Genomic DNA, 19,435 nt, shown 5'->3' with positions numbered 1-19,435 from the left:
GGCGCAGTCACGCCGTGCCCGAACCGGTCGCTGCCTTTGACGTATCAAGATCGGCTACCTCGACAAACAAGTCGGGGACCTTCTGGCTCTGATCCAAAGCCCATGCGATCGCCATCATGATCAGGAAGCCGGCGAGGCTGACGCCAATCTGCGCCAAGACGCCCGAGTCGTACTGCACCAGGATCCAATGCGCTCCAAACGACAGGAACACGCCGACGCAGAAGAGCGGCAGCGAATGCCGGCCACACAGCTTGAGCGGATAAGTCCATTTTGCGGTGAGCTGCCGCCAGTTGTGCGGAACATAACGCGACACTACGACCGCCACAGCGAGAAAGTGCGTAAAGCGCAGCATGTCGAGATCGGTCTTGTCGATCGGATAGATCACCTTGATCATCCATTTCGGAATCAGTGACGCCAGGAATTCGCTGTGCCAGGTCATCACGATCAGGAAAGCAAAGCCAATCCACGCAACTGATAGGGCGAATACCGCGCGGGATTGAATCAGGTTCCAGTATTTGGCGGCGCCCCCGACGCTGCACCATGCGGCCAGAAAAAACAGCAATTGCCAGGCGAACGGGTTGAAGTACCACGTTGTGCCCGGCGGATAAGACGGGAGATTCCAGTCGAACCAGCGCGCCAGAACGTACAGGACCGCCGAGCAAAGCAAGGTTAGGTTCGGGCGGCGTACCATGCACCACAGGACCAGCGGTGAAGCGGCAATCAACGAAATGTAGAGCGGCAGCACGTCGAGATCGACCGGCTTGTATCGCAGCGTGAGGGCCTGCCCGATCAGTATGTCGGGATGCTGGAGGAAATTGAAGACATTGAACTCATTCTCGTACATCGGATTGTCAAATTTTCTCGCGGCGCGCGCGATCTGCGCCGTAAAAATCAGGAAGAGCATAATGTGAGCGACGTACATTTGCACAGCCCGCTTCCAGAGCCGCTTTGTGGCCGCGAGGAACTGGCCGCCGGCAATGAAAGGACCGTAGATGAAGCCGGCAAGGTAGCCGGAAATGAACACGAAGAACTCGGCGGCGTCGCTGAAGCCGAAGTTGCGAAGCGTCAACCAGGAGACGATGTTGTTCGGAACATGATCGAGGAAGATCATCCACAGACCCAAGCCGCGCAACAGATCGAGCCGGAGGTCACGCTCGACGGGACGCATGAGATATTCGTCATCCTTGTGGGTCATCATGCTCCATCCATTATTACTCGTGGTACGTTGCACTGTGACAACGGCGGTAACCTGCTCGCCGAAACCTCATTTCTTCATCCTGCTCCCATCTGCCGCTGAAGCTTTGGGCGCGACTGGTCCTGTTGAGGCGGCGCCAAGCACGTCAAACGAAACAGTAATCTTGCCCGCTTTCTCGAACTCGAGCGTCATCGGCACAGCAGTTCCTTTCTTCATCTTCGCCTTGAGGTTCGACAGGGTGAGATGAATCCCGTGAGGCGCCAACACCACCTTGTCACCGGGAGAGATCGTCACTCCTCCGGCAACAGGGTTTAAGGTCAGTCCGCCCCCGACCATGCTACTTTGCTGGATCTGAAGCTTTTCGGCGATATCGGTCGCCCCTCCGATCAAGCGGTCCGGCGCCGTTCCCTTGTTTTCGATCGTGACATAACTACTCGCCAATTCCGCACCGCGCGGCGCCGCGCGGCTCCACGCTTGTGAAATAACAAGATCACCTGCCTTCACTTCCTGCGCTTGCAGAGGCAGGCTTTGGAGTGCACCGGTAAAAAGCAGGAGCGCGACGAGATGTCTGCTGACTTTCACTTTTCCCTCCCTTTAACGACTTGGTACCGTCACAGTGGTCTTGACAGCATTGGAGCGCTCTCGCGCTCCGCCGTCGCCCACTTGTACCATGTGAACGTCCGCGCAACGCAGTACATGACCAGGAGGCCAGCGACGCCCACGATGAAATGCAGCGCGGCGCCGGCATCAAGCTCCATCAGAAGCGCGTAGCCAGCAAATGACAGGGCGACCCCGAGTGCAAAAGTCTGAAGGGAATATTGCCCGCACAGGATTAATGGCCGGGCGAAGGGCGACTTCAATCCCGCCCAGTCGCTCGGCACGAAGCGCAGAACAACGACCGTCAGCGCCAGGAAATGCGCAAACCTCAGGATATCGAAATCGGTCTTATTGATCGGGTAGATCACGCGCGACAACCACGCTGGGATGAAGCCCTCCAGCTGAGGGAAATACCAGGTGAAGGTGACAAAGAGCGCCGCGCAGAGATAGGCGACAGCCAGCCATAAAGTCAGCGAAGAATTCAGAACCGCGATCAATCGCCATCCGCCACCGAGCGCGCACCAGGCACCGAAGACGAAGAGCAACTGCCAAGCGCAAGGATTGAATGACCAGAAGCCGTCTCGATAGGTCGACAAGTGAAGGTCGTACCGAATGGTGAGGATGTAGAACAGGATCGACGCTGCCAGCGGAAGATCGCGGTGCACTCGTGCAAGCAGGAAGACGAGCGGCAGGAAGGCCATCAACACGATATAGAGCGGCAGAACATCCATGTTCAGCGGACGAAATCGCAGGAGCAGTGTCTGGATCATCACAGCTCCTGGATCCCTGAAGAAATCCGCGACTTCCATCTCATGAATGTAAAACGATGGCTTGTTTGAAACTGCCACGACGTAAGCGATCTCCGCCATAAGGACCAGGAAGAGCAACAGATGCGCGGTGTAGATCTGCCAGACCCGCCGCAGCACGCGCGCGGTCCCGATCACGAACCCAGACTCGAAGGTTGCCCTGCCGTAGACCAGCGCAGCGGTAAAGCCGGAAATGAAAATGAAGAGTTCCGCGGCGTCGCTAAAGCCGTAATTTCGGATCGTGAACCAGGTCAAATAGTCGGGCGAAACGTGGTCGATATAGATCATCCAAAGGGCCAGCCCACGAAAGAGGTCGAGCCGCAATTCCCGCTGGCCGCTCGCGACGACAAACAGCGGCATCGAGACTGCCGACGCTGAAAAGATGCCTTTCGCGACCGGGTCCACCTTGCCCGTTGAGGAAGCTCCGGCGACTCCATCGGCAATCGATGCAAATCCGGCTTGATCAATACGAGGCATCGTCTCGTCCTCGCTCCTGGTCATCGACAACAACAAGCCAATGGACGACTACACTACAGTTCCGCTCCCCAACTCGATATGTCATATTGGAGGTAGTCCGGGCCAATCTTGCTGGCAGACGGCTGCGGAAATGTTCAAACAGCCAAGGCGCATACGGCTTTCCCAACCAAAGTGTTCGGTGCGGTCAGTGGCCTTCCGGTCCCCCAAAATGGTTCGGGAGCGTGGAGCTGTTCGAGGGTAGCCGACGTTGCGGCCGGATGAGAGTACAGGCGCGGAGAGCGCGCTTCCTAGGCCGGCAGATAGAAGATCGCAGCGAGTGATGCTCATAATGCTGCTCCCAAACTGGTGCTGATTTCGCAGCCGCAATTTGACTTTGGACACTCCAACGACCGGCGTACTGGCCCCCGCTCCTCTCATCACTAAAGCGAAAGAACGCCGATCACAGCCCCGCCCAGCACCAGCACTGCCGGGTTGATCTTGGTTTGCAAGCAGGACACCCGTCCGCGGTGCCGATCCTGACTTGCGCCGGATAATGGAGAAGTCCGTCGCAACCTATTGGGCGGTCGAACAACCAAGCGTGACACACACGGTTACCCGCATGCTCCACGCTCGCGTCGTCTTTCCCGACATCTCCCTTGAAGCGGTGGCCAATGAAATGTCGATGCAGCCTCGAACCCTGAACCGCCGCTTGCAGGCAGAGGGCAAGAGTTTCCGTGAATTGGTCAACGAAGCACGCTTCGCAGTCGCCCGGCAGCTGCTGGCGGGGACGAGGATGGATATTACCGACATCGCCCTTGCACTCGGATACGCCGATCCCAGCGGCTTTACCCACGCGTTTCAGCGCTGGTCGGGTGTAGCACCGAGCGAATGGCGCCCCAATTGACTGCCGTTAGCAAACTTTGGGACGAGTTTGCCAAAACGGGCGGCGCGCTAATGGAATCGGGCGCGAAAACAGAATCAAACCGAAAGGTGTGGCGTGCACGAGCCACGCGGCGGACCAACCTCGAACGCGTCGCTGGCCGTGGCCTAAACCGCAGCCGTTTGACGCAGTGCCGCGGAAAGTCGAATTGATTCAGTGGGGTTGACAGGACACCCCTTCGGCCATGCATGGCGCCTCCGCAAAGCGGCCTGGTTGCAACCTCTTCCCGAACCAACAATTAAGGAATCAGCTTGAATGATAGGTGCATTGCCCGTCCGGCGCCCGGCACCGAGAGGTTGAAATGAATTGGGTCAAGGCGTTGCTGCTGCTCTCCGTACTGCTTCTTGGATGTGCCGACCTCGCCACCACCAACAGGATCTTGGAGCTCGGATTCGGCGAGGCGAACCCGTTCATGCAGATGGCCCAGGCCTGGTTCGGTGTCTGGTGGCTGATCCCCAAACTGGGCTTGACCTATCTCGTCATCGCCCTGCTTTGGCGTAGCGAAAACCTTTCCAGGATCGCCCTTGTCGTGGCGTTCTGCTCAACGCCCGTCATCAACAACCTCGTCATCCTCGCCGGCGCAAGCTGAACCAGTGCGCGCCGTTTGCGCTGGCGATGCGATCGTTCTGCTCGTTGTCGCGAGCAGGCATGATCCGATCAATGTCCCGGATTTCTACCGCCTGATCAGACCCACGCTCTTTGCCGGGCGTGCCGTCAGGTCTGCGCGATGAACTCCGCGATCATGTCGGCGATTTCCTGCGGCGCATCCTCGAAGCAGTAATGCCCGACGCCGGTAAGGCGCCTGACCGGCGCCGCCGGGAAGATCGCGGAAAACAGTGGCAGGAAATGGTCTGCGTGCAGCGTGCGGTCCGCTTCGCCCCAGATCGCCAGCGCTGGCTTGCTGCGGATCGCGCGATCGGCGGCAGGAGTCGGCGCCTCGAATTTGTGCGCCCCGGTCGCAAAGCCCCTCGCCCATCCGATCGCACCGAGGCAGTCGGCCGGACGCGCGAAAGGTGAGCCGTAGGCGGCGAGCCAGGCGTCGGTGATGACTGCGTTGTTCTCGAAGCCGTTGAGCTTGAGCGTGCTCAGGATATTGAAGCCGAGCTGGCCGAGCACCGGCTCGAGCTCACCGTTCGCCTCAGCGGATGCGATCCACTGAAACCAGGGCGAGACCTGCGCGTTCGTGGTGACGCGCGTGAGCAGGTCGCTCTGCCCGAACGGTGTCGGCCCGTTGGCCGAGATGACGCGGCGGATCCGATCCGGATGGCGTACCGCGAGCCCCATGCCGACGGGACCGCCGAAATCATGCATCACGAGGGTGATGTTGGTGAGGTCGAGCGCGAGGACCAGGGCTTCGAGATTGTCGACATGGTCTTGCAGCCAATAGCTGCGCTGCGCCGGCGTCGCGCTCTTGCCAAAGCCCATGTGATCCGGAATGACCACGCGCCGCGTTGCGTTCAGGACTGGCACCAGATGCCGGAACAGATAGCTCCAGGTCGGTTCACCATGGAGGCAAAGCACCACCTCGCCGTCCCGCGGGCCTTCGTCGACATAATGCATCCGGAAACCTGGAGCCGCGCTGAAATGCGGCGCGAAAGGAAAGGTGCCGTCGAACGTCGCATCGGGTTGAATCATGGCTGGCCTCGAATAGTTTTAATTTGAAACCATCGTGTAGCCCTTGAGGTTTTACTTTGCAACCGATATATCGAGCCCTCGATCGGGCGGTCTTTCGGGCCGCGTCCACGATGAAGAGCGTCAGGCAGATCACGATGGCCAAGCGAGTGAGCCACAGGGACTCGATGTGCGGGGTGGCCCGGCCGCTCGATGCAATCGGCGACTGGTGGTCGCTGTTGATCGTCCGCGATGCGTTCGACGGGCTGCGCCGGTTCGGCGAATTTCAAAAGAGCCTCGGGCTCGCCAAGAACATCCTCTCCGCCCGGCTCCGCAATCTGCTGGCGCACGGAATCATGGAGACCGTACCCGCGGCGGACGGCAGCCCCTATCAGGAATATGTGCTGACAGAAAAGGGACGCGGCCTGTTCCCGCTCCTCGTCGCGCTCCGTCAGTGGGGTGAGGATTTCTTCTTCGAGCCCGACGAGGCGCATGTGCTCTTGGTCGACCGAAAGAACGGGTTGCCGGTGCGGCGGCTCGAACTGCGAGCGCAGGACGGACGCGTCGTCGGCGCAGAAGATACGATGGTGCGGCTGCCGCAGGCTTCAGCCGGGAAAGGGATCGCGTGAGGCGCGTGTGCGCCGCGCGGACACCGTCATCAGCAACTGGATCTTAACCCTCCTTGCCGCAGCATCGGCTGCGTGGAGGTTCGACCAATGCAGACATTCCGGATTTCGCTGAGCGATGGGATGCGGCAATTCCACACGGCGATTCAAGCGCCGGATCCCGCGTCCGCGCGTATCAAGGCCGCCTACTTCTTCGATATTTCGAAGTGGCGGATCCTGAGCGTGTCGCTGACCGGGGCCAGTGTCGCGGCGGCGTAGTCGCTACGCGCCTTACGCCATCCGGTCGAGCTCGCCGGCCGCAAGTCGTGCGATTGCAAGGTCGATCTCGGCGAGTGGATCGGCATCGCCGAGGAACCACGCTGCCGACAAGCCTGTCCAGGCGATGATCCATGACAGCAAGCGCCAGCGATCGAGTCGCGCTGTTTCCACGACGATGTCGAGACGCCGCGCAAAGCGGCCGGGTTCGGTTGCGACCGGCCGTGTCGGATCGGCAAGATCGGGGTTGGTGAAGATGTTGGCGAAGTCGAAGCCGCGCTCGCCGACAAGATGCTTGGGATCGATCGCAAGCCAGCCACGCGCGCCGAAGTCGAGCACATTGTCATGGTGCAGGTCGCCATGCAGCACCACGATTTCGCGCTGATCGCGGAGCAGCGCTTCGGCGATGTCGGCCGATCGATTCAGGATACCGCCGTGCGCCCTCGCCGCCGGCCACAGCTCGCGAAACCAGTCCTCGAGCGGCGTCAGGTCCGGCCGCGGTTTCGCTCTCCGGGCGTGCAGCCGGTCGGCGGTTGCACAGAGAATTCGGCAGGCTTCATCGTCCCGGCCGGTTCGCGCCATGTCGCTCAGCGAAGCCGAACCCATCGCCCGCTCGAGCAGGAGAGCCTCGCCGTCACGGGCCAGGACGCGCGCCGCGCCGTCCCCATCCCACCACGCCATGACGATGCCGCCGAGACGTTCGTCCGGTTCGTGTGACAATTTGAGTATCGCCGGTTCGCCGTGCCGCCGCACCGGCAGCAACCGTGCGGCGTGCGTCACGATCGGGTCGCCGTCGGGGACAAGGCTCCAGGCTGAGAGATAGGGGTCGAACATCCAGGCAGGTTGGGTGGTGAAGGGCGTGACCGTCGTTCTAATCACTGCCGGCGCGCGCTGCCACGCTGGTTCCCTGCGGCGCATCGTGGCAGGACCGCTCCAACCGGTTCCGCGCTGCCCTCCCCATGTTGGCTGATGACAGCCCCCACCCATCTCGCGCTACAATGTCGCAGCCGGTGCTACGGAGGGTGTGGCGATGCCGCGAAAGGGAATAACCGGACATGACGAGTGGGTGGTCACCGAGGCCCTGGCCACGGCGCTGGTTGCGCTCGAACAGTTGCCGTCGAAGCACCAGCCTCGCGCGCATATGGAGGATGTCCGGAAGATTCTGACCGCGAGATGCGAGGCCGGCGCCGTCACGCTGCATCTTGCGCAGGCCAAGTGCCGGTTGTTTCCGGATACCGACCCGCTGACCATCTATGAGGAATACGGCCTCAAGGATGGACTGGGGTAACGGCCTGCCGGCCTGAACAGCCTCACTGAAGAGCGAACGGCTACTCGTGGCTGATGCGCCAGATCGTGCCGTTGCCGTCCTCGGAGACCAGCAGTGCACCGTCGCGCGCGACCGTAACTCCCACTGGACGGCCCCACACCTCATTGTCGCCGATGACAAAGCCGGTGATGAAATCCTCGTACTCACCGGTCGGCACGCCGTCCTTCAATCTGATGCGAATGACCTTGTAGCCGGTGCGCTTCGACCGATTCCACGAGCCGTGTTCGGCGGCAAAGCCGTCGCCGCGATATTCGGGCGGAAAACTGCTGCCGGTGTAGAAGGTCAGGCCGAGCGAAGCCGAGTGCGCCTGCAACAGCACGTCGGGAATCGTCACCTTGTCTTTCAGGTCGGGCCGCGCACCGGCATGCGCGGGGTCTTCGTTGGCGCCGATATAGTACCAAGGCCAGCCGTAGAACGCGCCATCGCGGATCCGCGTCACATAGTCGGGGACGAGGTTGTCGCCGCGGCCATCGCGCTCATTGGTCGAACACCATGGCGCGCCGCTGCCAGGCTGGATCGCGAGGCCGACGCAATTACGAATACCTGTGGCGAACAGTTTCTGGTTCTTGCCGTCGGGATCGAAGGCAAGGACAGCGGCGCGATCGGTTTCCGATCCCCAGGCAGCGCCAAGCGCGTGGTCGCGACTCCAGACCTCGATGCCACCAGGAGGCTGGCCGAGCCCCTCGCCTGCGTTGCCAGCCGAGCCGACCGATACCAGCATGCGCTTGTCATCGGGCGTGAATACGATGTCACGCGTCGAATGGCCGTAGCCGTGAGGAAGATTTGCGACAATGGTCTCGGGCTTTCCCGACGCCTTGAGGTCGCCGTTGCGGTAGGCAAAGCGCACGACGCTGTCCGTGTTGGCGACATAGAGCCATTGCGGGTTGTCGCCGCTCGGGAAGAACGCGATGCCGAACGGCCGGTTCAGTCCGGTTGCGTAGACCTCATTGGTCGCAGCCTTGGTGGCACCGTCGGCGCTGCGCAGGACACGGATGCGGCCGGGGCCGGTTTCCGCGACGAAGATGTCGCCGTTGGGCGCGGTCCGGATGATCCGCGGTCCGCTCAGCCCGCTGGCAAACAGCTCGATCTTGAACCCCGCCGGCACCTGCGGCACTGCGGAGGCAGGTCGCTGCACGACGCGCGATGAATTGCTGCTGGAGGCCGTTGCCCCCGGCTTGGGCAAGTCTTGCGGTGTGATCAGACGCACCGTGCCCGGTCTGTCGCGCTGCCAGTCGCCGAACGCCTCCGTGCCTTTCAGCACGGGCTCGGCCGTCACCCCTGTGATGCCGACCGCCGCGAGGAGGATGACCGACAGACCTGCGCCGGCCAGATTTGTCTTGGGCATATGCTCCTCGCGCGATGTCCCTGTCAGCTGCAGAGTTCATAGCGCGGTTCGACCGCCGGCTGCGGTCACAATGTCGTCTGCCTCGTTGTCGTTGAGATACGCGACGCGGTCAGATCGCCCGGCTTGACGATCGATGTGCGCGGGATCAAACCACCCTGGAACGGACCATCGGCTTGCTGCGCTCGGCCGCCGCCGACAGGTCGCGATAGGCCGCCGCTTCGCCAACCAGCGCCTTGAGCGGAACCGTAAGTCGGCAGATCAGGCCCTCGGCACGCCAATCGAAGTCGGCGCGGCCGCCGAGCTGGGTCTCGATGCTGGCGATGACGCTCCTGGTGCCGAACCCCTTCTGCTTCGGCTTGGTCACCGGAGGCCCGCCGGACTCGACCCAGGCCAGGATCAGCGTCTCGTCCTGCACTTCCCAGGTGATCGCGAGCCGGCCTGGTAGCACCGACAGGCTGCCGTATTTGGCGGAGTTGGTGACGAGCTCGTGCAGCGCCAGCGCCAGGGTCTGCGCGGTCGCGGGCTGCAACTGCACCTCCGGACCCTCGATCTGGATCTGCCCGGCCTCGGAATAAGGCGCGATCTCCTCGGTCACCAGCCGGCGGATCTCGGCGCCCTGCCAGCTCGACAGCGACAGCACGGTGTGAACGCGCGCCAGCGCCGTGATGCGGCCCTCGACCGCTCGCACATAGGCGGTGACGTTCTGCGCGCGCGTCAGCCGCACGATCGACTGCGCCAGCGCGAGCGCGTTCTTGGCGCGGTGGTCGACCTCGCGGGTCAACAGGCTCTGCCGTTCCTCGGCCTTCTTGCGATCGGTGATGTCGACGGTGACGCCACTGACCCTCACCACCCTGCCGTTCCTGTCGCTGGTGGCCGCGGCCGTGCCGACGCACCAGCGGATCTCGCCGTCCGGCCGCACGACGCGGAATTCGGCTTCGTAAGATGTGCGGCCGTTGCCGAAGCCGGTCCAGGTCTGCTTCAGTTCTTCAACATCATCGGGATGAAACAGCCCCTGGATGTTGTCTGATGTCAGCGCGAAGGATTTCGGATCGACGCCGAAGATCTTGTATTGCCCCTCGTCCCACATCCAGTCGCCATTGACCCAATCCCAGTCCCACGAGCCCATCTTGCCCGCGGCAATCGCCATGCTGCGGCGCGCCTCGCTTTCGACCAGCCGCGTGGTCGACTGCTCGAGCTCGGCGGTGCGCGCACGCACGCGGTCCTCGAGCTCGGCGTTGAGGCGTTCGAGTTGCCGTGTCTTGCGGTAGAGCTCGGCGAACACGCGGATCTTGGCGCGCAACACTTCCGGCACGACTGGCACCGGGACGTAGTCGACCGCGCCCATCTCATAACCGCGCAGCCGGTCGATATCGCTGACCTGGATCGCCGAGATGAAGATCATCGCGGTCTTCTGGAAGCGCGGATGCTCGCGGATCATCGCCGCGAGTTCGAAGCCGTCGAGCTCGGGCATGCAGACGTCGACCAGAATGACCGCGACTTCGTTCTTGAGCAGGAACTCGAGCGCCTCGCGGCCGGACGATGCCGCGACGAGTGTTTCGCCGAGCTCCTTGAGGATGACCTCATAGGCCAGCAGCTTTGCCGGCTGGTCATCGACCAGAAGGATGTTTACCTTTTCATGGTCCATCATGTTCGATCGCCGATCAGCGATGCAACCACATGCGGATCGCCAGCAGCAGTTGCTCTGTGTTCACGGGTTTCGCCAGATAGTCGGATGCGCCTGCTTCCAGGCATTTCTCGCGGTCACCTTTCATCGCCTTCGCAGTCAGCGCGATGATCGGCAGCCGCGCAAAGGCGGGATTTTGCCGGATGGCGCCGATGGTCTGGTAACCGTCCATCTGCGGCATCATGATGTCCATCAGCACAATCGCGATCTTCGGATTGGATTCGACCAGCGAGATCGCCTCGTGACCGGTTGTCGCAGTCAACACCTTCATACCTCGCCGCTCAAGCACGCTCGACAGCGCGAAGATGTTGCGGGCGTCGTCGTCGACCAGCAGCGCGGTCTTGCCAATAAGATCCTCATCGGAACTATTGAGCTTCTCCAGCATCCTCTGTTTTTCGACGGGCAATTCCGTGATCACACGGTGCAGGAACAGTGACGTTTCGTCGAGCAGACGCTCCGGCGACTCCACACCCTTGACGACGATGCTGCGCGCCATCGTGTGCAGTTCCGCGTCCTCCTCGGCCGAGAGTTCCCGGCCCGTAAACACCACAACGGGAATATTGGAGAGCGTTTCGTCCTTGCGGATCTGATCCAGCACCTCGAAACCGCTCATATCGGGCAGGCGCAGATCGAGCACGACGCAGTCGCATGGATTTTCGCGGAGCGTGGAGAGCGCCCCCGCTCCAGTGCCGCTGGTCACGATCTCGATATCCTCGTGTCCGAGCAACTCGGTGATGCTGAGCTGCTCCGCCGCATTGTCCTCGACGATCAGCAGGCGTTTGCGGCGCGGTCTCGCATATTCCTTGATCTGCGACAGCGCCGCGCTGACGCCTTCGGTCGTGGTCGGCTTGTTGACGAAAGAGAAGGCGCCGCGCGCGAGTGCATGTTGCCGGTCTTCGTCCAGCGTAATGATCTGGACCGGAATGTGTCGGGTCAGCGGATTGTGCTTGAGCTGGCTCAGCACGGTCCAGCCCAGCATGTCGGGCAGGAAGACGTCGAGCGAGACCGCGCTCGGCTGGAACTGCTTGGCGAGATCGAGCGCCTCGGCGCCGCGGCTTGCGACCAGCACCTTGAAGCCCTTGTCGCGCGCGAGGTCGATCAGCACCCGGGCGTAATGCGGGTCGTCCTCGACGATCAGCAGGATGGTGTCGCCGGGCTCGAGCTCGTGCCGGTCATCCGGCAGTTGCTCGATCACGCGCTCCTGCGCGCCTGTCGCCTGCAACGACGGCACCGGCGTGTGCGGCATCGGCAGCGGCGCCTGCGGGCGCAACGCCACCGACGGTCCGGCATATTTCAGCGGCAGATAGAGGATGAAAGTCGAGCCCTTGCCGGGCGCGCTGCGCAGATGGATCTCGCCGCCGAGCAGGCTCGCCAGCTCACGGCTGATGGCAAGGCCAAGACCAGTGCCGCCGTATTTGCGGCTGGTGCCGGCATCGGCCTGCTGGAACGCCTCGAATATCAGCTTCTGCTTGTCCTGGGGAATGCCGATGCCGGTATCCGAGACTTCGAACGCAACGACGGCGGGTGCAGCGTTCAGGATCGGATGCTCGGCGCTCCAGCCGCCGAGCGCGGCCGACACGGTCAGGCTGACGCCGCCGTCCGCGGTGAACTTGAACGCATTCGAGAGCAGGTTCTTCAGCACCTGCTGCAGCCGCTTGGAGTCGGTGACCATGCTGCGCGCAAGGTTGGTGTCGACATCGATGCTGAAGGAAAGGTGCCGGTTCTCCGCCTCATGCCGGAACGGCCGTCCAACCGTCTCGAGCAGGCTCGAGGTGAGAATTTCCTCGGCGTCGACCGTCACCGTGCCGGATTCGATCTTGGACAGATCGAGGATGTCGCTGATCAGGTTCAACAGGTCGGTACCGGCGCCGTGAATGGTGCGGGCGAACTCGACCTGCTTGCCGGTCAGATTGCCGTCCGGATTCTCGGTGAGCTGCTGGCCCAGGATCAGGATCGAGTTCAGCGGCGTCCGCAACTCGTGCGACATGTTGGCGAGGAATTCGGACTTGTACTTCGAGGTCAGCGACAGCTCGGTCGCCTTCTCTTCCAGCGCGCGCCGCGCCTGCTCGATTTCCTGGTTCTTGCGCTCGACGTCGACGTTGCGTTCGGCGAGCTGCTGGGCCTTCTGCTCGAGCTGGTCGTTGGTCTGCTGCAATTCCTTCTGCTGGGTCTGCAACTCGCCGGCGAGCTGCTGCGACTGTTTCAGCAGCGCCTCGGTCTGCATCGTCGCCTCGATGCTGTTGAGCACGATGCCGATGCTGTCGGTGAGCTGTTCGAGGAAGGTGATCTGGGAGGTCGTGAACGAGGAGATCGAGGACAGCTCGATCACCGCCTTGACCTGATTCTCGAACTGCACCGGGAACACGACGAGGTTCTTCGGCATGATCCGCATCAGCGCCGAATTGATCGGCACCGCATCGCCGGGAATGTCCGAGACGAGGCGCTGGCGCTTGTCGAGCGCGCACTGGCCGATCAGTCCCTCGCCGAACTGCACGATCTGTGGATGCGGATTGCTGCTGTCGCTGGCATAGGCCGACAAAAGCCGCAGCTGCGCATTCTCGGGATTATCGACCTGGTAGATCACACCCATATGCGCGTTGATCAGCGGCGCAAGCTCGGTCAGCAGCAGGCGGCCGACGGTCGCGAGATCGCGCTGGCCCTGCAACATGTTGGTGAAGCGCGCCAGATTGGTCTTCAGCCAGTCCTGCTCGGTGTTGCGCTCCGTCGTGAGACGGAGGTTGCCGATCATCGTGTTGATGTTGTCCTTGAGCTCGGCGACCTCGCCGCGCACGTCGACCTGGATCGAGCGCGTCAGGTCGCCCTTGGTCACGGCGGTCGCCACTTCCGCGATCGCGCGCACCTGCGAGGTCAGGTTGGCCGCGAGCAGGTTGACGTTGCCGGTGAGGTCCTTCCAGGTGCCTGCTGTGCCGGGCACGTTGGCCTGACCGCCGAGCCGTCCCTCGACGCCGACTTCGCGCGCCACGCTGGTGACCTGTTCGGCGAAGGTCGCGAGCGTTTCCGTCATGTTGTTGATGGTGTCGGCGAGCGCGGCCACCTCGCCCTTCGACTTCACCGTGAGATTTTGCTTCAGGTCGCCGTTGGCGACCGCGGTCACCACCTTGACGATGCCGCGGACCTGCTCGGTCAGGTTCGCCGCCATGACGTTGACGGTATCGGTGAGGTCCTTCCAGGTGCCGGCGACGCCGCGCACCTCGGCCTGGCCGCCGAGCTTGCCCTCGGTGCCGACCTCGCGCGCGACGCGCGTCACCTCGCCGGCGAAGGCGTTGAGCTGGTCGACCATCGTGTTGATGGTGTTCTTCAGCTCGAGGATTTCGCCCTTCACGTCGACCGTGATCTTGCGCGACAGGTCGCCGCGCGCGACGGCCGTGGTCACTTCGGCGATGTTGCGGACCTGGGTGGTCAGGTTCGCGGCCAGGAGGTTGACGTTGTCGGTGAGGTCCTTCCAGGTGCCGCCGACGCCGGGCACCACGGCCTGTCCGCCCAGCCGCCCTTCGGTACCTACCTCGCGCGCCACACGCGTCACTTCGGCGGCGAACGAACGCAGCTGCTCGACCATCGTGTTCAAGGTGTCTTTGAGCAGCAGGATCTCGCCGCGCACGTCCACCGTGATCTTCTTCGACAGGTCGCCGCCGGCGATCGCGCTCGCCACCTCGGCGATGTTGCGGACCTGCGCGGTCAGGTTCGACGCCATGAAGTTGACGTTGTCGGTCAAATCCTTCCAGGTGCCGGCGACGCCGGGCACTTCGGCCTGGCCGCCGAGCTTGCCTTCGGTGCCGACCTCGCGCGCCACGCGCGTCACTTCCGAGGCGAAGGCGTTGAGCTGGTCGACCATCGTATTGAGCGTTTCCTTCAGCTGAAGGATCTCGCCCGACACGTTCACCGTGATCTTCTTCGACAGGTCGCCGCCGGCAATCGCGCTCGCGACCTCGGCGATGTTACGGACCTGCGCGGTCAGGTTCGAGGCCATGAAGTTGACGTTGTCGGTCAGGTCCTTCCAGGTGCCGGCGACGCCGGGCACCTGGGCCTGGCCGCCGAGCTTGCCCTCGGTGCCGACCTCGCGCGCCACGCGCGTCACTTCCGAGGCAAACGAGTTGAGCTGGTCGACCATCGTGTTGATGGTGTCCTTCAGCTCGAGGATTTCGCCGCTGACGTCGACCGTGATCTTGCGCGACAGGTCGCCGCGCGCCACGGCCGTGGTCACGTTGGCGATGTTGCGGACCTGCGCGGTCAGGTTGCCGCACATCGCGTTCACGGAGTCGGTGAGGTCCTTCCAGGTGCCGGCAACGCCCGGCACGATCGCCTGACCGCCGAGCTTGCCGTCGGTACCGACCTCGCGCGCCACGCGCGTCACTTCCGACGCGAATGAACGCAGCTGATCGACCATCGTGTTGATGGCCTCCTTCAGCTGCAGGATCTCGCCGCGGACGTCGACCGTGATCTTCTTCGACAAGTCGCCGTTGGCGACCGCGATCGTCACCTCGGCGATGTTGCGGACCTGGCCGGTCAGGTTGTTGGCCATCGAGTTGACGCTCTCGGTCAGGTCCTTCCAGACGCCAGTCACTTCGGGCACCTGGGCCTGGCCACCGAGCTTGCCCTCGGTGCCGACTTCGCGGGCCACGCGCGTGACTTCCGAGGTGAACACCGAGAGCTGCTTGATCATCGTGTTGACGATGTTCGCCGACTGCAGGAATTCACCGCGCAGCGGCCTGCCCTCGACGTCGAGCTGCACGGTCTGCAGCAGGTCGCCCTGCGCCACCGCGGCGACCGCGCGGGTAACCTCGCGGGTCGGCCACAGCAGATCGTCGATCAGCGTGTTGACCGAACTTTCCATGTCGGCCCACGCGCCACTGGCGAGGCCGAAATTGACGCGCTGACGGGTCTGTCCCTCGCGGCCGACGACCTGCCCGACGCGCGCCAGTTGCTGCGCCATGCGCTCGTTGGCGGCCGCGATTTCGTTGAAGGCGTCCGCGATCTTGCCATCGATACCGAGATAGTCGCCACGCATCCGCACCGAGAAGTCACCGCCGCGCATCGCCTGCAGCGACTGCAGCAGATCGTGCGAGGAATCGAGACTTCCATTCGATGATTGGGCGCGGCGTGTATCAGTACGGGGACGAGGCGGCGAACCGAGATCGGTCATGGAATTTCCCCTACGCGCTGGCTACGAATCCAGGGACTCGGAAAAGCCAGTGTGACCATAAGAATGACTGCCTTGGAGCTATTCAAGCGGGAAAACGCCAAAACCACGATTTGTGACGCAAACCGAGTGGCTTAATGGTGAATGGAACCAAAAGTTCCAATGACGAATGAAACTTTTCGCGAAACGCTGCTAGCGATCCGCCGGCCACGTTCGCCGCACCAATTGCACCCGTTCGATGCGGCTGCATTGCTCGCAGCGGTACTGAAGAATGTCCCTGCCCTCGCTGCCCGGAGAGCTACTCTCGAGCCGCATCGTTCTGACGCAGCTGATGCAGGAGATCAGCGTCAGCAGCGGGCTGCGATCGTCATTCATCGATGCCCGCGGTGGCGCGGTCGGATCGGCGATCATGGCGCTGGGCGATGCTATGGTGTTGGCTCTCACCACAAGAAAATGCCGATCCTGCGGCTCAGGTTCCGGCCCGGAAACCCGATTTAGGCTCATGGCGGTGCGTCGGCCCTGGTTCAGCCGAGCAGCCGGATTACGCCCTGGCGTTACTGTGGCCCGGTTTGGGCTTGGCCTTGTCCGCCTTGGCCTTGTCTGCCTTGGCCGTTGCAATCGGGCGATCCGCATAGCTTCGGCCGAGCCGCTCGCGAACGGTCGGGAGGCGCTCGCCGCCACCAGCGGCTTTCCATCGGCCGATCAGCTCAGTGACTTCGGCGCGCATCGCCATCAGCCGATATGACGCTTCGCTGCAATCCAGGTCGCGGTTCACCTGGTCCCGGATCGACGCCTCGATCAAGGTCATCTCAGCCCGCAAAGTGCTGATCCTGCGACGAATTTCATTGATCTTGTTGTCCATGGCTTGTTAGAACAAAAATAGAACATATTGTCAAGTCACGATCCGGCAAGCGAGGTGGACGATGAGCATGGCAGCGGTGAAATTTGGCGGGGTTGCGGACCGGCTCGGCGGGCTGATGTCGCGCGCCCAGGCGCTGCGGTTGAGGAGCCTGGCCGAGGAGGCCTACCAGCCGAACCAATACGCGCGCGACCTGACGTCAGAGGAAGCCGAACGGCGCATCGATGCCCTCCGGGCGGAGATTGCGCTGGCGGACTCCTTCTGACCCCAGGTGGCCGAGCCGGACAACTCCCTTAAGGCTTTGATATAGCGGCGCAGCTAGGTCTGTTCTGTTATGGCTGCTTTGCCGCTGCATGACCTTTGGGGGAGCCTTTCGTGCTGGAGTTGGAGAAGCGGTCGCCGCTCGCGTTCCCGATCACACTGAAAGACGGGCGAATACTCGCAACGGTTGGCGATGCCGCGGACTATCTGTCAGCGCTGAACGCCGATCAGCGCGAGCGCAGCTATTGGAAGACGGCGATCCTGATGTTCAACAACGCGATGCGCGAACCCAGCTATCTGAGGATCGCAACGATCAACATGCGCTCGGCCCTTGTGTACGACCGCCTCGTCGACGACGTCGGCCCGTGATTGTGGCGCAGCAGCTACAGCCGAATCGGCGGTGGTTGCGTAGGGCCGTCTTCGTTATGGCCGCAAACAAGGTAACGGCGGTACACGCGACGGCCGGGCGCGCGATGCACTTCGGCCGCACTCTCGGGCCGCCTCGGAGGGCCAAGGCGGCCCATTTCTTTTCAAAGCAATTTTGCGCGGACGAACAACGTCCGCAAAGCGTTGGTCGCTTGCACGGTCAGCATGGCGTTCCCCGCGGCGCGCTCCAGCGCAACCAGCGCCTCGTCATGCAGAGAGCGGAACTCCATCCATTCGACGGCGCTGAGATTGCTGATGAAGCGGTAGGCCTGGCCGACGGTCGCGAGCGTCACCGTCTCGCCGTTCAGCCGCACCTGGAATATCGCCTTCAGCGGCGTATCGGATTTGGAAACGTCACCCATGGCGGGGTTGTGCTCCGCGCCGCGTTAATGTCAATCTAATTTCTCTGCGCCCGCGCAGGTCCGCCTGCCCCACTGAATCGCATTGTCTGTTAGCGTTTCGTGGGGGTGATTCGTGCCTGATCTTGCCAACACAGCCTATCTCGATGCGCTCAATTCCGAGCAGCGCCGCGCCGTCGAGCACGGCGTCGGCAAGGATTGCATTGTGGGCGCGCCGCTGCTGGTGATCGCGGGCGCAGGCTCGGGCAAGACCAACACGCTCGCCCATCGCGTCGCGCATCTGATCGTCGCGGGCGCCGATCCGCGCCGCATCCTGTTGATGACCTTTTCGCGGCGCGCCGCCGCCGAGATGGCCGGCCGCGTCGAGCGCATCGCACGGCGCGTGCTCGGCGACCGCGCCTCGATCATGACCGATGCGCTGAAGTGGGCCGGCACGTTCCACGGCATCGGCGCGCGGCTGCTCCGCGAATTCGCCGAGCGCATCGCCCTCGACCCGGCCTTCACGATCCATGACCGTGAGGACTCCGCCGATCTGATCAACCTGGTCCGCCATGACCTCGGTTTCTCCCGTACCGAAAGCCGGTTCCCGACCAAAGGCACCTGCCTTGCGATCTATTCGCGTTGCGTGAATGCCGAGATGCCGATCGAAGCCGTGCTCGGCCAATTCTTCCCGTGGTGCTCCGGCTGGGCCGGCGAACTGAAGCAATTGTTTGCGGCTTATGTCGAAGCCAAGCAGCGGCAGAACGTGCTCGATTACGACGATCTGCTGCTCTACTGGGCACAGATGGTGGCCGACCCGGCGCTGGCCGAGGAGATCGGCGGCCGCTTCGACCATGTGATGGTCGACGAATATCAGGACACCAACCGCCTGCAATCTTCCATCCTGCTCGCGCTCAAGCCGGCAGGACGCGGGCTCACCGTGGTCGGCGACGACGCCCAGTCGATCTACTCGTTCCGCGCCGCGACGGTGCGCAACATCCTGGACTTCCCGGCGCAGTTCAGCCCGGCCGCCGAGATCGTCACCCTCGATCGCAACTATCGCTCGACCCAGCCGATCCTGTCGGCCGCCAATGGCGTGATCTCGCTCGCCAAGGAGCGCTTCACCAAGAACCTGTGGACCGACCGGACCTCGACCCGCAAGCCGCAGCTGGTCACGATCCGCGACGAGGCCGATCAGGCGCGCTACATCGTCGAGCAGGTGCTGGCCAACCGAGAGGAAGGTGCGCTGTTGAAGCACCAAGCGGTGCTGTTCCGCACCTCCTCGCACAGCGGACCGCTGGAGGTCGAGCTGACCCGCCGCAACATCCCGTTCGTGAAGTTCGGCGGCCTCAAATTCCTCGATGCCGCGCACGTCAAGGACATGCTGGCGCTGCTGCGTTTCACCGCCAATCCGCGCGACCGGGTTGCCGGCTTTCGCATCCTGCATCTGTTGCCCGGCGTCGGGCCGGCCTCGGCGCAGCGCGTGCTCGATCATATGACCGAGGCCGCCGATCCGATCGCCGCGCTCGCCGCGCTGCCGGCCCCGCCGCG

The 19,435-nt window shown here is 62.9% G+C and carries 17 protein-coding genes and 1 pseudogene; 8 read left to right on the top strand and 10 right to left on the bottom strand.

All coding sequences use genetic code 11. The annotated features are described in order from the left end of the window. Positions 1-7 precede the first annotated feature (7 nt). From AC628_RS12605 to AC628_RS12595, 3 genes are all read right to left on the bottom strand, one after another. Positions 8-1,195 carry an OpgC domain-containing protein gene (locus AC628_RS12605; protein ID WP_074127177.1) on the bottom strand — a complete coding sequence of 396 codons (1,188 nt, stop codon included), beginning with the start codon at positions 1,193-1,195 and terminating at the stop codon, positions 8-10. A gap of 69 nt (positions 1,196-1,264) precedes the next feature. Beyond that, positions 1,265-1,777, bottom strand: a complete 513-nt coding sequence (locus AC628_RS12600; protein ID WP_074127120.1) for a copper chaperone PCu(A)C — start codon at positions 1,775-1,777, stop codon at positions 1,265-1,267. A 29-nt stretch (positions 1,778-1,806) separates the two neighbouring features. After that, a complete protein-coding gene (locus AC628_RS12595) occupies positions 1,807-3,075 on the bottom strand; it encodes an OpgC domain-containing protein (protein ID WP_074127176.1) in 1,269 nt (422 codons plus the stop codon). Positions 3,076-3,607: 532 nt separating this feature from the next. Between AC628_RS12595 and AC628_RS12590 the strand changes: the two genes are divergently transcribed. Both AC628_RS12590 and AC628_RS12585 read left to right on the top strand, forming a co-directional pair. Further along, positions 3,608-3,958, top strand: a complete 351-nt coding sequence (locus AC628_RS12590; protein WP_074127119.1) for a helix-turn-helix transcriptional regulator — start codon at positions 3,608-3,610, stop codon at positions 3,956-3,958. 337 nt (positions 3,959-4,295) lie between these two features. Then, positions 4,296-4,583, top strand: a complete 288-nt coding sequence (locus AC628_RS12585; protein ID WP_245321145.1) for a DUF5658 family protein — start codon at positions 4,296-4,298, stop codon at positions 4,581-4,583. A gap of 125 nt (positions 4,584-4,708) precedes the next feature. On the opposite strand, the gene AC628_RS12580 is transcribed toward AC628_RS12585, so the two are convergent. Continuing rightward, entirely contained in the window at positions 4,709-5,629 is a 921-nt protein-coding gene (locus tag AC628_RS12580) for an alpha/beta fold hydrolase (RefSeq protein WP_074127118.1), read from the bottom strand. Between the two features lie 134 nt (positions 5,630-5,763). Between AC628_RS12580 and AC628_RS12575 the strand changes: the two genes are divergently transcribed. Then, complete coding sequence (locus AC628_RS12575; protein ID WP_083632825.1) at positions 5,764-6,234, top strand: winged helix-turn-helix transcriptional regulator; 471 nt, start codon at positions 5,764-5,766, stop codon at positions 6,232-6,234. Between the two features lie 87 nt (positions 6,235-6,321). Then, positions 6,322-6,489: a hypothetical protein gene (locus tag AC628_RS43940; protein WP_168193362.1), complete on the top strand. Its 168-nt coding sequence runs from the start codon at positions 6,322-6,324 to the stop codon at positions 6,487-6,489. Between the two features lie 12 nt (positions 6,490-6,501). Here the strand turns inward: AC628_RS43940 and AC628_RS12570 are convergent, their stop codons facing one another. Further along, complete coding sequence (locus AC628_RS12570) at positions 6,502-7,320, bottom strand: aminoglycoside phosphotransferase family protein (protein ID WP_074127117.1); 819 nt, start codon at positions 7,318-7,320, stop codon at positions 6,502-6,504. A 196-nt stretch (positions 7,321-7,516) separates the two neighbouring features. Here AC628_RS12570 and AC628_RS12565 point away from each other — a divergent pair, with 196 nt between their 5' ends. After that, positions 7,517-7,774, top strand: coding sequence for a hypothetical protein (locus tag AC628_RS12565; protein WP_028340659.1), 258 nt, complete (start codon positions 7,517-7,519; stop codon positions 7,772-7,774). A 40-nt stretch (positions 7,775-7,814) separates the two neighbouring features. Here AC628_RS12565 and AC628_RS12560 read toward each other — a convergent pair whose 3' ends face one another. The 4 genes and pseudogenes from AC628_RS12560 to AC628_RS12540 all read right to left on the bottom strand — a co-directional run bounded on the left by AC628_RS12560 (position 7,815) and on the right by AC628_RS12540 (position 16,862). Then, complete coding sequence (locus tag AC628_RS12560) at positions 7,815-9,158, bottom strand: PQQ-dependent sugar dehydrogenase (protein ID WP_074127116.1); 1,344 nt, start codon at positions 9,156-9,158, stop codon at positions 7,815-7,817. Between the two features lie 145 nt (positions 9,159-9,303). Continuing rightward, positions 9,304-10,803: an HWE histidine kinase domain-containing protein gene (locus AC628_RS12555; protein ID WP_074127170.1), complete on the bottom strand. Its 1,500-nt coding sequence runs from the start codon at positions 10,801-10,803 to the stop codon at positions 9,304-9,306. A gap of 16 nt (positions 10,804-10,819) precedes the next feature. Next, a pseudogene (locus tag AC628_RS12550) lies at positions 10,820-15,622 on the bottom strand (HAMP domain-containing protein); the annotation flags it as partial. Between the two features lie 919 nt (positions 15,623-16,541). After that, positions 16,542-16,862, bottom strand: a complete 321-nt coding sequence (locus tag AC628_RS12540; protein WP_143201570.1) for a hypothetical protein — start codon at positions 16,860-16,862, stop codon at positions 16,542-16,544. Positions 16,863-16,923: 61 nt separating this feature from the next. Between AC628_RS12540 and AC628_RS12535 the strand changes: the two genes are divergently transcribed. After that, entirely contained in the window at positions 16,924-17,124 is a 201-nt protein-coding gene (locus AC628_RS12535) for a DUF3072 domain-containing protein (protein ID WP_050423694.1), read from the top strand. A gap of 110 nt (positions 17,125-17,234) precedes the next feature. After that, on the top strand, positions 17,235-17,489 hold the full coding sequence (locus AC628_RS12530; RefSeq protein ID WP_074127114.1) for a hypothetical protein: 255 nt from the start codon (positions 17,235-17,237) through the stop codon (positions 17,487-17,489). Positions 17,490-17,650: 161 nt separating this feature from the next. On the opposite strand, the gene AC628_RS12525 is transcribed toward AC628_RS12530, so the two are convergent. Further along, positions 17,651-17,908 (bottom strand): hypothetical protein, encoded by a 258-nt coding sequence (locus AC628_RS12525; RefSeq protein ID WP_074127113.1) that lies wholly within the window; start codon positions 17,906-17,908, stop codon positions 17,651-17,653. A gap of 112 nt (positions 17,909-18,020) precedes the next feature. Between AC628_RS12525 and AC628_RS12520 the strand changes: the two genes are divergently transcribed. Further along, positions 18,021-19,435: ATP-dependent helicase (locus AC628_RS12520; RefSeq protein ID WP_074127112.1), on the top strand; the 1,415-nt coding region annotated here is incomplete at its 3' end.

The sequence above is a fragment of the Bradyrhizobium sp. NAS96.2 genome (assembly GCF_001908235.1).
Lineage (GTDB): Bacteria > Pseudomonadota > Alphaproteobacteria > Rhizobiales > Xanthobacteraceae > Bradyrhizobium.
The sequence above is the reverse complement of the archived record's forward strand: the minus strand, read 5'-3'. Positions and strand labels throughout refer to the sequence as shown.

What these genes read in the sequence shown, in the direction of transcription:
- AC628_RS12560 (WP_074127116.1), bottom strand. Translation starts at nt 9,158, where the DNA reads ATGCCCAAGACAAATCTGGCCGGCGCAGGTCTGTCGGTCATCCTCCTC.
- AC628_RS12585 (WP_245321145.1), top strand. Translation starts at nt 4,296, where the DNA reads ATGAATTGGGTCAAGGCGTTGCTGCTGCTCTCCGTACTGCTTCTTGGA.
- AC628_RS12580 (WP_074127118.1), bottom strand. Translation starts at nt 5,629, where the DNA reads ATGATTCAACCCGATGCGACGTTCGACGGCACCTTTCCTTTCGCGCCG.
- AC628_RS12555 (WP_074127170.1), bottom strand. Translation starts at nt 10,803, where the DNA reads ATGGACCATGAAAAGGTAAACATCCTTCTGGTCGATGACCAGCCGGCA.
- AC628_RS12605 (WP_074127177.1), bottom strand. Translation starts at nt 1,195, where the DNA reads ATGACCCACAAGGATGACGAATATCTCATGCGTCCCGTCGAGCGTGAC.
- AC628_RS12575 (WP_083632825.1), top strand. Translation starts at nt 5,764, where the DNA reads ATGGCCAAGCGAGTGAGCCACAGGGACTCGATGTGCGGGGTGGCCCGG.
- AC628_RS12590 (WP_074127119.1), top strand. Translation starts at nt 3,608, where the DNA reads ATGGAGAAGTCCGTCGCAACCTATTGGGCGGTCGAACAACCAAGCGTG.
- AC628_RS12540 (WP_143201570.1), bottom strand. Translation starts at nt 16,862, where the DNA reads ATGGACAACAAGATCAATGAAATTCGTCGCAGGATCAGCACTTTGCGG.
- AC628_RS12570 (WP_074127117.1), bottom strand. Translation starts at nt 7,320, where the DNA reads ATGTTCGACCCCTATCTCTCAGCCTGGAGCCTTGTCCCCGACGGCGAC.
- AC628_RS43940 (WP_168193362.1), top strand. Translation starts at nt 6,322, where the DNA reads ATGCAGACATTCCGGATTTCGCTGAGCGATGGGATGCGGCAATTCCAC.
- AC628_RS12525 (WP_074127113.1), bottom strand. Translation starts at nt 17,908, where the DNA reads ATGGGTGACGTTTCCAAATCCGATACGCCGCTGAAGGCGATATTCCAG.
- AC628_RS12595 (WP_074127176.1), bottom strand. Translation starts at nt 3,075, where the DNA reads ATGCCTCGTATTGATCAAGCCGGATTTGCATCGATTGCCGATGGAGTC.
- AC628_RS12565 (WP_028340659.1), top strand. Translation starts at nt 7,517, where the DNA reads ATGCCGCGAAAGGGAATAACCGGACATGACGAGTGGGTGGTCACCGAG.
- AC628_RS12535 (WP_050423694.1), top strand. Translation starts at nt 16,924, where the DNA reads ATGAGCATGGCAGCGGTGAAATTTGGCGGGGTTGCGGACCGGCTCGGC.